At 41.3% G+C, this 13,108-nt stretch carries 12 protein-coding genes, 2 riboswitches and 1 other annotated feature; of the genes, 5 read left to right on the top strand and 7 right to left on the bottom strand.

Annotated features, from left to right (window positions below):
- The first annotated feature begins 144 nt into the window (after positions 1-144).
- Positions 145-1,095, top strand: a complete 951-nt coding sequence (gene rnhC / locus LC090_RS06515; RefSeq protein WP_226656419.1) for a ribonuclease HIII — start codon at positions 145-147, stop codon at positions 1,093-1,095.
- 50 nt (positions 1,096-1,145) lie between these two features.
- On the opposite strand, the gene LC090_RS06510 is transcribed toward rnhC, so the two are convergent.
- Positions 1,146-2,120 (bottom strand): nucleoside hydrolase, encoded by a 975-nt coding sequence (locus tag LC090_RS06510; RefSeq protein ID WP_226656418.1) that lies wholly within the window; start codon positions 2,118-2,120, stop codon positions 1,146-1,148.
- Positions 2,121-2,180: 60 nt separating this feature from the next.
- A riboswitch (purine riboswitch) is annotated at positions 2,181-2,280 on the bottom strand.
- A gap of 139 nt (positions 2,281-2,419) precedes the next feature.
- A riboswitch (purine riboswitch) is annotated at positions 2,420-2,522 on the top strand.
- 139 nt (positions 2,523-2,661) lie between these two features.
- Here LC090_RS06510 and LC090_RS06505 point away from each other — a divergent pair.
- The gene (locus tag LC090_RS06505; RefSeq protein ID WP_226656417.1) at positions 2,662-3,852 is read left to right on the top strand and encodes a NupC/NupG family nucleoside CNT transporter; all 1,191 of its coding nucleotides are present in this window, start codon (positions 2,662-2,664) and stop codon (positions 3,850-3,852) included.
- A gap of 43 nt (positions 3,853-3,895) precedes the next feature.
- Here the strand turns inward: LC090_RS06505 and pheT are convergent, their stop codons facing one another.
- From pheT to LC090_RS06490, 3 genes are all read right to left on the bottom strand, one after another.
- Positions 3,896-6,304 carry a phenylalanine--tRNA ligase subunit beta gene (pheT, locus tag LC090_RS06500; RefSeq protein ID WP_226656416.1) on the bottom strand — a complete coding sequence of 803 codons (2,409 nt, stop codon included), beginning with the start codon at positions 6,302-6,304 and terminating at the stop codon, positions 3,896-3,898.
- Between the two features lie 28 nt (positions 6,305-6,332).
- Entirely contained in the window at positions 6,333-7,367 is a 1,035-nt protein-coding gene (gene pheS, locus LC090_RS06495) for a phenylalanine--tRNA ligase subunit alpha (protein WP_226656414.1), read from the bottom strand.
- Positions 7,368-7,432: 65 nt separating this feature from the next.
- Positions 7,433-7,658: a binding site (T-box leader), on the bottom strand.
- A gap of 54 nt (positions 7,659-7,712) precedes the next feature.
- Entirely contained in the window at positions 7,713-8,465 is a 753-nt protein-coding gene (locus LC090_RS06490; RefSeq protein ID WP_226656621.1) for a TrmH family RNA methyltransferase, read from the bottom strand.
- A gap of 138 nt (positions 8,466-8,603) precedes the next feature.
- Here LC090_RS06490 and sspI point away from each other — a divergent pair, with 138 nt between their 5' ends.
- Complete coding sequence (gene sspI / locus LC090_RS06485; RefSeq protein ID WP_194219331.1) at positions 8,604-8,810, top strand: small acid-soluble spore protein SspI; 207 nt, start codon at positions 8,604-8,606, stop codon at positions 8,808-8,810.
- A gap of 40 nt (positions 8,811-8,850) precedes the next feature.
- Here the strand turns inward: sspI and LC090_RS06480 are convergent, their stop codons facing one another.
- Both LC090_RS06480 and LC090_RS06475 read right to left on the bottom strand, forming a co-directional pair.
- Positions 8,851-9,936 (bottom strand): M42 family metallopeptidase, encoded by a 1,086-nt coding sequence (locus LC090_RS06480; protein ID WP_226656412.1) that lies wholly within the window; start codon positions 9,934-9,936, stop codon positions 8,851-8,853.
- Between the two features lie 80 nt (positions 9,937-10,016).
- Entirely contained in the window at positions 10,017-10,496 is a 480-nt protein-coding gene (locus LC090_RS06475) for a dUTP diphosphatase (protein WP_226656410.1), read from the bottom strand.
- Between the two features lie 96 nt (positions 10,497-10,592).
- On the opposite strand from LC090_RS06475, the gene LC090_RS06470 reads away from it, so the two are divergent.
- Positions 10,593-10,988 carry a sigma-w pathway protein ysdB gene (locus tag LC090_RS06470; RefSeq protein WP_226656408.1) on the top strand — a complete coding sequence of 132 codons (396 nt, stop codon included), beginning with the start codon at positions 10,593-10,595 and terminating at the stop codon, positions 10,986-10,988.
- A gap of 59 nt (positions 10,989-11,047) precedes the next feature.
- Here the strand turns inward: LC090_RS06470 and LC090_RS06465 are convergent, their stop codons facing one another.
- Positions 11,048-11,620, bottom strand: a complete 573-nt coding sequence (locus LC090_RS06465; protein ID WP_226656406.1) for a TVP38/TMEM64 family protein — start codon at positions 11,618-11,620, stop codon at positions 11,048-11,050.
- A gap of 142 nt (positions 11,621-11,762) precedes the next feature.
- On the opposite strand from LC090_RS06465, the gene LC090_RS06460 reads away from it, so the two are divergent.
- The gene (locus LC090_RS06460) at positions 11,763-13,082 is read left to right on the top strand and encodes a cytochrome ubiquinol oxidase subunit I (protein ID WP_226656403.1); all 1,320 of its coding nucleotides are present in this window, start codon (positions 11,763-11,765) and stop codon (positions 13,080-13,082) included.
- Positions 13,083-13,108 lie beyond the last annotated feature (26 nt).

The raw sequence follows: 13,108 nt of genomic DNA, 5'->3' as shown, positions 1-13,108 counted from the left end.
GCCTCCTATCACGAGAAAGAATCCTAACTTGTATCATAGCACGAAAATAAGTGTTTTTGAAATACAGCGCTCCTGAACCATTCTTCTTCGTTAACAGATTCTGATATAATAGGATGCAAGCATAGTTCAAAAAGGAGTTTTGTTATGTCACAGGTTGTGTTAACTGTATCACCTTCCATTATGAATGAAATGAAAAAGAAATACAACAGCCACTTAAAGGATAAACAACCGCCAGGGAGCGTTTTTGTAGCGAAAACTCCCAACTGTACTATTACAGGATATAAATCTGGTAAAGTTATGTTTCAAGGAGCAGCCGCAGAGCAAGAAGCAAAACCATGGCAATCGAGTGGAACTCTGAGTCCAAAAAAGCCCGCAGGAACAAAAAAGAAAACAGTTGGAGATCACCAATATGCACCCCCACCAACGATCTCAACGTTATCAGCCATCGGAAGTGATGAAGTTGGTACCGGGGATTTTTTTGGTCCAATGACTGTGGTTGCTGCTTACGTTGATCAGAAGCAAATTCCACTTTTAAAAGAACTCGGTGTAAGAGATTCTAAAGGGATGAAAGATCCCGAGATCATCGAGATCGCCAGAAACCTCATCAAAACAATTCCATATAGTCTTCTTATTCTTCCAAACGAAAAGTACAACAGCATGCAAAGAAAAGGAATGAATCAGGGGAAGATGAAGGCTCTTCTACATAATCAGGCCATTCAAAATGTGACTCGAAAAGTAGACAACTACGATGCGATCTTAATCGATCAGTTTGCAAAACCAGAAATTTATTTTAATTACTTAAAAGGTCAATCCACCATTATTAAAGAAAACGTCTACTTCGCCACAAAAGCAGAAGAGATTCATTTAGCAGTTGCCGCAGCTTCCATTATTGCCAGGTACTCTTTTGTGATGGAAATCGATCGGCTTGGAAAAGAAAACAATGTAAAGCTTCCTAAAGGAGCTGGACCCGCAGTAGATGTGGCAGCAGCTAAATTGATTCAGAAACATGGCGATCACGTTCTCGAAAAAATAGCTAAAATGCATTTTGCGAACAGTTTGAAAGCGAAGAAAATCGCGGATCAAGCCCGTCGCTAAAGAAATTCTATAAACCAAAAGCTGGCTCACTATGAGCCAGCTTTTTGATCTTATAAATAAAGTTGCGGTGCTTCTAACCCGTCTTCTGCCAAAAGCATAATAGAAGTAAAATAGTTAAAGAACAGATCGCGGTCTACATCATCGACAACCGTGACTTCCCGACCAGTTTCATCTAGTATAGTTCTCCCCTGGCTTACCCCGTTTTTTTCTACACGACATGTTACTTTTCTTGAATGAATAAAAGAGTGAGGTATGACAGAAACGGTCGTAAGGACATCCCATAAGTAGTAAGTCGAGTTGGTTTCAACATGAACAAGGGGCGGACACATCGCATAACATTGCCCGATAAAATCGACCCCGATTTCCTTTCGCTGTGCTGCCCACATGTTTCTGATATCATTTGTTAAAGGCACCTGATTAGTGCTTTCAAGAGCCACCATTTCGATCGTAATGGACGTATCAAAAACTGTCGCGACCGCTTCTGGGTCCCAAAATGCATTCCACTCTGCCGTCCCATCATGTTCAGGTTCTTCTACATTCCCTACTTCTAAAAAGGTGCCGCCCATCCAAACTAACTTTTCAATTTTTTGTTCAATTGCTGGTACCGTTTCAATCGCTCTAGCAAGGTCAGTTAAAGGACCCGTAAAGAGAAGCGTTATCGGTTCTGAGCTGCTCTCCAGAACATCGATCAAATGTAGGTGAGCCGGCATGTCTGATAGAGGCGTATTCACCTTGTTCGCTTCATTTAAAAGTGGTAAAGCATCGACGAAAAATGCATGCATGCGCCAATCTTTCGGAAACGGATTAATCCCTCTTGAATTTGAAGCTGCTACATTTAAATCAATCCCTTTTCCAAAGCGATCAATGATTTTTCTGCTTGCTGAAACAGCTGGTTCTAAATAGCAATCTGCTGGAATAACTGAAACCCCGGCAAGTTCAATTTCTTCCATGTTTAATAAAAGAAACAGAGATGCTAAGTCATCCACACCGCCGTCATGATTAAAGTATACCTTCGTTTTTTCCATTTATATCCCCCTGTGTACACTCTCATGTCCTCTACTACCGTCTCTACCAAACGCCCTTTAAATGAAAATCGTTATACTCATAGTCCTGTTATTTCAGGTAACAGGGTAGAAACGTGCAGGCCAATTCCCGACATATATGAGTTTTCATTATTTAATCACTTTGTACTCTAGCAGACCGTGAATAAGGAAGCAACATGTAATATTTTGTCGAACGCTTACACTTAGGATGGGAATATTCGCAAGATTGTTACTTTATTAATAGGTCTTGCTACCCATTAATTCTTCTGATAGATTGATGAATACAACTTCACATTTATCTCTATATAATTTTGGAAATAGGGTCCAAAGAGTTTCTACCCGGCAACCGAGAATTGCTGGACTATAGGGAAAGTATGGCATCGTCGATCAGACAAGTATGTTCTGTTTTTTTTCGTGCCGGACTTCTTCCTGTAAACTCGGACTTTTCTATAAAGGACGGGTTTTTTATTTACCCATTTTTATTTGTGAAGCAACAATTCATTTTCAGGGGGAAACAGACATCATGAGCATTTTCACAGGACTACTCTCTATTATTGGCGTACTTGCAATCGCCTGGTTAATGAGCAACAAGAAAAAAGCAGTAAAATGGAGAACGATCGGGGTCGGTGTTCTCATTGAAGGCCTTTTCGTTCTATTCGTATTAAAAGTGAATGCCGGGAAGGTTATGCTAGAAAAGGCTTCCGCGGGTGTACAAAACGTTATCAATTATAGTAACGAAGGGATCCAATTTGTATTTGGAGGATTATATGAACAAACAGATTTAACGTTTGTTTTTGCGATCAATGTCCTCGCCGTGATCATCTTCATTTCAGCTCTTGTATCAGCACTGTATTATTTGCGCGTCATTCCCTTAATCGTTCAAGTGATTGGTGTCACAATCGGGAAGTTAATGGGCACGACAAAAGTTGAAACATTTAATGCTGTCGGAAATTCATTTCTAGGCTTAGCAGAAGCACCTTTACTTGTAAAACCATATTTAAAGATGCTTACGAGATCAGAGATCTTCGCCATTATGGTAGGTGGTACAGCTTCTGCAAGTGGAGCCATTCTGGTCGGCTATTCGCTTATGGGAATTGAGCTAAAATATTTATTAATCTCCGTCTTCAGTGTACCTTTCGTCTCGCTCGTGATCTCTAAAGTGATGGAACCGGAGACTGAAGTATCCCAAACAAACGATCAAGTAAAAATGAAAAGATCAGAACACGCAAACGTTTTTGAAGCGATTGCGGAAGGTACGGTAAGTGGCGTTATGCTTGCCTTGAACATCGGTGGGCTTTTGATCGCTTTTATTAGTATTCTGGCTGTAGTAAACGGCATGTTAGGTGTAGTAGGAACAGATCTTAGCACCATATTAGGCTATATTTTTTATCCATTTTCACTTCTTGTTGGTATCCCAGCTGATGAAGCTTTTCGCGCTGCCTCCATTATCGGCACAAAAATGTCGATTAATGAATTTGTTGCCTTTCAAAATTTAACAGCCATCCAAGAGCAACTTTCTGATAAAACAGTTGCTATTCTTTCTGTAGCGTTATGTAACTTTGCTAACTTTTCATCCATCGGTCAATTGATCATCGGACTTGGCTCTCTTGAACCCTCAAAGCGCTCACAAGTATCCAAGCTTGGATTAAAAGCCATCATTGGCGGAACTCTTGCCTCCTTTATTACTGCTATATTTGTCGGGATGTTTATGTAAAACGTCCATTAGAAAAGCCTCCCTACTAGGGAGGCTTTTTTTACTATTGACGAAGTGCAGCTCCAAACTGTTCTTCTACTGCTTTAAGAACACGGTCATGCGCTTTCTTTACTTCTTCTTCAGTTAACGTTTGTTCCGGATTGTAATATCTAAGAGAGAAGGCGAGTGATTTTTGTCCTTCTTCAAGATGTTCACCCTGATAGACATCAAACAATTGAATCTCAACTAGCTTGGATCCACCCGCTTCTTTAATGACGCGCTTCACTTCACCTGCTTCAAGTGACTCGCTCACAACGAGCGCAACATCTCTTGTAACTGATGGAAAACGAGGAAGCTTCTTGTATTTAAGATGAGCAACATCCGCTTGAAGTAATTTCTCAAGATTGATTTCAAAGACGTATGTTTCACTTAAATCAAGTTCTTTCTCTACTTCTGGATGTAGCTGACCAATATATCCGATAAGCTCATCATCGAGATATACAGCTGCTGTGCGCCCCGGATGAAGCTTAGGCTCTTCTGCACGTGCGAAGGTGAGACGCTCTTCTACCCCAAATTCAACGGCAAGTTCTTCAAGAATTCCCTTTACAACAAAGAAATCTGCCGCTTTCTTTTCTTTTTGCCACAAATGCTCTTGCCATAATCCCGACACAACGCCAGCAAGGTGTTCTTGTTCAACTGGAAGCTCGTCACCTGGTAAAAATACAGAAGCCGTTTCATAGAAAGCAATATTTTCCAACTGACGGTTTCGGTTATACTGAGCAACCTCTAATAAGTGAGGGATTAAACTCGTTCTAAGTTCACTTCTTTCTTCACTCATTGGCATAGCAAGACGCACAGATTCTACTGAGTCACTAGAAAAGAAATGGCGCTTAGATGGTGAAGTAAGTGAATACGTTACCGTTTGGTATAGTCCTGCACCTTCAAGTGTACGGCGAACGTGGCGGCGTTTTACTTGATATTCAGACAGCTGACCAGGTGTACTTTCGGTAACAGGTAACGTTGCAGGAACGTTATCATATCCGTAAAGACGTCCGACTTCTTCAATTAAGTCCTCTGAAATCGTAATATCCGGTCGACGCGGTGGTACTTGAACCGTGAACGTGCCGCCAAAATTTTGATAAGAAAATTGCAAACGTTCAAAGATAGCCGCAACTTCTGTTTCCGTAATTTCTGTCCCAAGAACTTGATTAATTCGATTTACTTCAATGCTAACATCAAGCGCTTCAATTGTTCGATCCCCTTGCTCAGCAATGCCCTTTAGAACTGTACCTCCAGCAATTTCTTGAATAAGCTGGGCAGCACGCTCGCTTGCACCAACAACGCGATTTCGATCGATGCCTTTTTCGAAACGGGCACTTGAATCACTTCGGAGGCCGAGATCTTTCGACGCTTTTCTAACAAGCTTACTATTAAAATAAGCGGCTTCTAGTAAGATCGTTGTTGTATCCTCTTGCACTTCAGAGTCAGCCCCACCCATTACACCAGCAACGGCAACAGGTTTTGAACCATTTGTTATCACAAGGTGTTCACTTGAAAGCGTACGTTCCACATCATCAAGAGTGACCATTTTTTCACCTTCAATCGCTCGGCGGATAACGACTTCCTTTGATCCAAAGCGATCATAATCGAAAGCGTGCAGCGGCTGTCCATATTCAAGTAGAACATAGTTTGTAATATCGACAACGTTATTAATCGGACGAATACCAGCAGAAACAAGACGATTCACCAGCCACTGTGGCGAAGGTTTTATCGTTACGTCTTTAATAACGGTAGCCCCGTAATAAGGATTATCTTCTTCATTTTCTACACGAACTGACACATAGCCTTCTACACCTTCATCTGAGCGAACAAGCTCTGGTGACGGAAGTTCAATCGAACGATTCAATACCGCACCAACTTCATAAGCGACACCAATCATGTTCATCGCATCCGCTCTGTTCGGTGTAAGACCCAGCTCAAGAACTTCATCATGTAGATTTAAATATTCAAGGGCATCCTCCCCAGGTGTCACATCTTCACTAAAAACAAAGATCCCATCAGCATATTCCTTCGAAACAAGTTTACTTTCAATTCCAAGTTCTTGTAATGAACAAATCATACCATGTGAAGCTTCACCGCGTAATTTTGCTTTTTTAATTTTAAAATTCCCCGGAAGGACTGCGCCAACTTTTGCAACTGCAACATATTGACCTTGCGCAATATTTGGTGCGCCGCAAATAATTTGGACGGGTTCTTCCTCTCCAATCTCAACCTTACAAATATTTAGCTTATCAGCATCAGGATGTTGCTGACATTCAAGAACGTGCCCAATCACCACTCCGCTAATTCCTTTATTAAGCTGTTCAACTGTTTCAACCTCAATACCACCTTTAGTGATCAGGTCTGCCAGTTCATCAGCTGAGTAACTATCTAAATCTACATACTGCTGTAGCCAATTCATTGATACAAGCATTTATTCTCCTCCTAACCTTCAAATCGTTCTAAAGTGAGTTAAATTGTTTAATAAATCTACTATCATTTGTATAGAAATGACGAATATCATCGATACCATACTTCAGCATCGCAATGCGCTCAGGTCCCATACCAAATGCAAATCCAGTCACTTTCTCCGGATCGAATCCTGACATACGAAGCACGTTAGGATGCACCATGCCTCCACCAAGAATTTCAATCCATCCAGTTCCCTTACAGACAGAACAGCCATTCCCACCACAATTAAAGCAGGAAATGTCCATCTCTACAGATGGTTCTGTAAATGGGAAGAAACTAGGACGAAGGCGAATTTCACGTTCTTCCCCGAACATTTTCTTCGCAAACGATTGAAGAACACCTTTTAGATCACTCATGCGAACATTCTCGCCAACCATTAGTCCTTCGATCTGCATAAATTGGTGAGAATGAGTCGCGTCATCCGTATCACGTCGATAAACTTTCCCTGGTACGATGATCTTAACCGGCCCTTCGCCATTTAACTTCTCCATTGTTCTTGCTTGCATTGGTGATGTATGCGTACGTAGTAACGTTTCTTCAGTAATATAGAAGGAATCCTGCATATCACGAGCAGGATGATCTTTTGGAAGATTTAGCGCTTCAAAATTGTAATAGTCTGTTTCAACTTCTGGTCCCTCTGCAATCGAGAAGCCCATACCAAGAAACAGGTCTTCAATTTCTTCAATTACCCTGGTTAATGGATGATGGTTTCCTCTTTTCACTGGACGACCTGGAAGAGAAACATCGATGGTTTCCTCCTTTAATCTTTCTTCTACGGCTGCTTTTTCTAAACGAGCAATTTTCTCCTCAAGTTGATCTGAAATCGCAGTTCGTATTTCATTAACAAGCTGCCCCATTTTAGGTCGTTCTTCTTTTGACAATTTCCCCATACCTTTGGAAATTTCGGTAATCGGTCCTTTTTTTCCGAGAAACTTCACTTTGATATCCTGTACTTCCTTCATGGAAGAAGCTTGCTGTATTTCCGATAGCGCTTCTTCTTTTAACGCTTGTAAACGTTCTTGCATCGTTTCAACCTCCACTTCATATTCGTGTTACTTCCTTTAGGCAATAAAAAAATCCTCGCTCCCCAGCAAGGGGCGAAGATTTGATTTCGCGGTACCACCCTAATTCACCGATAAATTTCCACTATCGGCCTTAAGCAAAGAATAACGGCTTGTAAACCGATCCGCTTTCCTACGAACAAAGCGGCAACTCCAGAGTGAATTCGGCAACGTCCCTATAGAAATGCTTCCAGTCACGGCATCTCCTCCCTAAATAGGCAGTGGCAGCTTACTACTCTCTATCATTGTTTTTATCATATATAAGTTGCTTTTAATTATAGAAAAAAAATGCTACATCTGCAAGTACAATTATGAAGGAAGTAGTCCATACATCAGAATTCCAGCAGCAACGGCGACATTAAGTGACTCCGCTTTTCCATAAATCGGAATATAGACCTTCTCATCAGCAAGGTTTTGAAGTTCCTCCGATACGCCGTTTGCTTCATTCCCTAGAATAACAGCAAACTGAGAACGTCCTTTTACATCATGATAAGGAGTTCCTCCACTTACTTCCGTAGCGTAGATCGGCATGTTAAGCTCTTTGAACTTTTGCACTTCTTTTACCAGATCTGCTTTTTTTACAGGGAGATGATAAATCGATCCCTGCGTGGAACGTAACACTTTACTGTTATACGCATCTACCGTTCCATGTCCAAGAAGAATCCCGTCGTAACCTGCACTATCTGCTGTACGAATCATTGTCCCTAAATTACCGGGATCTTGTATGGCATCAAGTAATAAAAATTTCCCTTTACTAGGAAAAGGAGATTCCGCCATTTTACATATTGCCATAATTCCCTGCGGTGTTTCGGTATCCGTTAACTCCTGCATCACTTTCTCAGTTACAGTATAGACCACAGGACGCTCTTTAAACGGATAAGCGGAAAGATCTGTCCCCTCTGTAGCAATTACTTCTATAATTGGCGCTTCAAACTTCGCAGCCTCTTCAACGAGATGAGGTCCTTCAATGAGATAGCTATTCGCTTTCTCTCTTCCTTTACGCGTTTGAAGTTTTTTCCAATCTTTCACTTTTTGATTTTTAGCGGATTCAATAATCATTATGCTCTCCTTCGGTTTTCAATGTTTCTATTATAAAGGGTTAAAAGGGAAGATTCCAATAGGACTCATGAAATTTATTGCATTCGCTCATACTAAAGATGCTTGATTGAACAAGCGAATGAGAAAGGTGAGGTGGAAAGCATGGACCTTAACTTACGAAAAGCAATTCTCGCCAACATTAATGGCAACAATGAGGAGCAGCTTGAAGCGACGATCCTCGATGCCATGCAAAGTGGAGAAGAGAAAATGCTTCCTGGTCTAGGTGTTCTTTTTGAGATTCTATGGAAAGAAGCACCTGAAAATGAACGAGAGCAAATGCTCTCTTACATGGCACAGGGTGTAAATTAACAAGCAAAATCCGGTGGCAAGAGCCACCGGATTTTGTATTTTAGTTAAAGATCATCTCTTTGACCGTATCAGCATCAAGCTTTTTAATCACTTCTACAATCAAATTTACCGCATTTTCAAAGTCATCACGATGAAGAATCGCTGCGTGTGTATGAATGTAACGCGTCGCAATCGTGATAGAAAGAGCAGGCACACCGTTTGCTGTTAAGTGAATTTTACCTGAATCTGTTCCACCGCCAGCAATCGAGTCAAACTGATAAGGAATGTTGTTCTCGTCAGCAGTATCTGTCACGAAATCACGAAGACCTTTATGACCGACCATTGAAGCATCGTACATAATAATTTGAGGACCTTTGCCCATTTTTGATTGGGCATCTTTATCACTTACGCCAGGAGTATCGCCAGCAATACCAACGTCGACAGCAAAGCCGATATCAGGCTTGATCATGTTTGTTGCAGTCGTTGCACCACGAAGACCCACTTCTTCTTGGACCGTTCCTACACCGTATACCGTATTTGGATGTGCTTCTCCTTTTAGCTTACGAAGCACTTCAATGGCTATCGCACAGCCAATACGGTTATCCCATGCTTTTGCCATAAGCATTTTCTCATTATTCATGACAGTGAATTCACAAACTGGAACAACCGAGTCTCCGGGTTTAACGCCCCATTCCATTGCTTCTTCTCGACTTGATGCGCCGATATCAATAAACATATCTTTCTTATCTACTGATTTCTTACGTTGTTCAGCTGGAAGAATATGTGGTGGTTTTGAACCAATCACACCCATAATGTTACCGTTTCGAGTCATCACGTTAACGCGCTGGGCAAGCATAACCTGTTCCCACCAGCCGCCAACGGTTTGGAAGTAAAGGAATCCTTTATCATCGATACGTGTAACCATAAATCCAATTTCATCCAGATGTCCTGCAACCATGATTTTAGGACCTTCTGCATTACCTTTTTTAACCGCAATTAAACTGCCGAGGTTATCATACATGATTTCATCTGAAAGAGATTCAATATGCTTTTTCATTACTTCGCGAGGTTCGCGTTCGTTACCTGGCACACCATTCGCATCCGTAAGTTCTTTAAGCATCTGTAACGTTTCGTCAAGCTTTGCCATATGTATTGCCCCCTTGATATGTATTCACTGTTCATTATAACGGTTTCCGAAATATTTCACAATTCAGAGCACTCTTAAACTTAATATCCCTGATCTTGTCGATTATGATTCACTTTATTTTTTTTCAAATACGCCTCATTTATCTCCTCATACTGAAGTCCAATCGTTTGCCCCAGCGTCAAGTAACTTTTCATTAAACGATGGTAAGCCTCTGGTTTTTCAGTAAGCCGATCAATCGCACGATAGACTTCATGAAAGGCCTGAACTTCTGACTCCGCCATCTTTTCAGGAAGGTCTTCAAAAGTGGTCATGCCTAACTCTAGACCTAAAGATAAGATAAAATGGATACCGTCCACGTATTCCTCTAAAATTGTCGTTTTAGGTGAAGGAGCTTTCTTACTCCAGTATTTAAAGCAGCGCGTTTCATTAGCAAGCTCCCCTACTTCAACCTTCAAAGCAAGAAGCTTATTTTCAAACAAAGCAACATCCTCTAAATTGTGTTCTAATACGATTCGATCGTCTAGCTGTTTCTGTAAAGTAAATAGTCGCTCGAAATTCATTTCAATCGTCCTTTCAAAATCTTTTCATTTTATGAAACCTTTCTTTATCATATACGTATATAGAATAGAAGCATAGTGAAAACGAGGTGCTGAATTATGATACTTATCCTTTTTCGTCTTGTCATACTCGCCGCCATGGTATTAATCGCTTATTCCGTCATTCGCTTTTTTTTGGATCCAAAACGCAAGCTCGAAAAAGCCCACGATCATAAAGAATACTATTTTTTCGATGACTCGTCCAATGTTCGAAAGAATTTTCTTGTCACTTACAAAGGGGCACTCTTTGAGGGTGAAAAATACCTTGGAACAACCGAAAATTCCTTCGATATTATCACGCTTTCTATAGGTGTAAAAAATGCTTCAGAACTTTATTTACTGGAGAAAGAAGATTTCTATTTTCTAGAGAAGGAAATGGACATCCGGTATCCAAGCGCTAAAATCGAATGGAAAAGTCCAGTAAAAGAATTTTTGCGTCACCGCGAAGACTCATAACGGTAACAGCCCTCTCCAAGTTGAGAGGGCTGTTTAATGTGTCCTGATTTAAACCATTTTTATCTTACAGGTTGAAAAAAATCCTCCCATTTCATAATCCACTCTTTTCTTCTCAACAAAAAGAAGAGAATGGCCAGTGCTGACAACATCAAGAAAATAAGTACAGGATCAAAACCACTGATTGCTGTTCCAAAGAAAGAATAAAACAGGGCAAGGGGGAGGTTTGAAATGAGAGAAGAGCGCAGATAATCGCGAAAGTCTTTTGATACTTCTATTAAGCAAAGCGAAATAAAATGAAAATGAACGAACGGCACTAATCTTAAGATCGCAATTTGCCCCACTGACATCGGCATATGTTTCCGAGTCCATCTTTCCTTCATCCGAATAATTTTCTTAAACAAACCCGGCGTCCGTTTGACAACCAGATAAAAAACAGTACTTACGACAGTGATTCCAATAACCGAATAAATGGTTCCATAGATTGCTCCAAATAGCACACCTCCTGCCACACATACGACGCTAACCGGGACAAAAACAAACTGACGAATAAAGTGAAAAATAATGAAGTAGAACGGGGCGTAAATTCCGCTATTCGACACGACCTCAATAAGCGGCAGGACGAGCTCATTCATGATGTTCCCCCCTTCCATTAACCCTTATGACAACAGACGAGCTATTATGCCAAAAAACGTAACCCTTTCACGAGAATATTTTTTGGTAATACGTGGACAATAAGGAGGGATTTGATGAGAACGGTAATTGGAGGGGATAGAAATGGATGAACTCGTTATTGCTCGTTCATTGTTTGGTATGACAATGGGCGTACATATTATTTACGCAACGCTTGGCGTAGGAATACCTCTAATGGTTCTCGTTGCTGAGCTTATGTATCAGAAAACAAAAGATAAAGATTATGCGCTCATGGCGAACCGATGGACCAAGGGCTTTGCCGTCTTACTCGGAGTGGCGATCCCAACAGGCACAATAGCAGGCGTGCAGCTTTCTCTGTTGTGGCCTGGATTTATGGAAGTGGTTGGAAGAGTCATTGCCCTACCTTTTCAAATTGAAATTTACGCCTTTTTCCTTGAAGCTCTCTTTATGTCAATCTATGTCTATGCAGCCGATCGCCTATCACCTCTGATGCGGATTGTGAGTGTCACACTCGTTGCCTTTGGGGCGAGTGCATCAGCTATTTTAATCACAAACGTCCATGCATTTGAAGGAACGCCAGCTGGCTTTGAAATTGTCGATGGCAAGTTTGTTAATGTCGATCCATGGGAGGCATTTTTTAATCCATCCTTCATCGTGACAGCAGGACATGTCACCGTATCTGCGCTCATGACAGGAGCTTTCGTCATTGCTTCCATTGCTGCATATAAAATGATTCGTCAACGAGGAAATACGCGTGAATACAAGTTTCACCACAAAGCTTTAATGATGGGACTCGTTATTGGTGGCATTTTTTCTGTTTTAACTGCCCTAAATGGACATGAGTCCGCTCAGCAATTATACCAATACCAACCCGAAAAATTAGCAGCAGCAGAAGGTTTATTTGAAACACAATCTTACGCCCCACTCGCCATCGGCGGCTATACCGATAAAGAGGAGCGGGAAGTGAAGTGGGCCATTGAAGTCCCCTGGGCCCTCAGTTTTCTATCTGACGACGCATTTGATACTGAAGTGTTGGGCCTTGAAGAATGGCCAGAAGAGGAGTGGCCTCCATTATTTGTTCATACGTTATTTAATGCAATGGTCGGCATCGGGTCTCTGTTAATGTTGTTATCGATTGTTGGATTTACATGGTACAAACTCTTAAAACGAAGAGAGTTTCCGCGTTGGCTGATGTGGACCTTTATTGCTGCTGGACCTCTCGCCATCACCGCTATTGAATTTGGTTGGATCTTTGCTTGTACGGGAAGACAGCCCTGGATCATTTATCACGTCATGAAAACGGAAGAGGCTGTTACAACTTCAGGAAACATTGGGCTGTTGTTTGTACTCTTCCTCATCGTCTATATTATTCTGATGATTTCAACAGTGCTCGTTCTTCGCTATTACTTTAACCGCAACCCCATCAGTGAAGAGCTTCATTAAACTAGGGATTGTACGTCTCTTTCCTA

It is taken from the genome of Guptibacillus hwajinpoensis (assembly GCF_020524165.1).
Taxonomy (GTDB): domain Bacteria; phylum Bacillota; class Bacilli; order Bacillales; family Guptibacillaceae; genus Guptibacillus; species Guptibacillus hwajinpoensis_D.
This window is presented reverse-complemented; position numbering and strand designations above follow the sequence as displayed.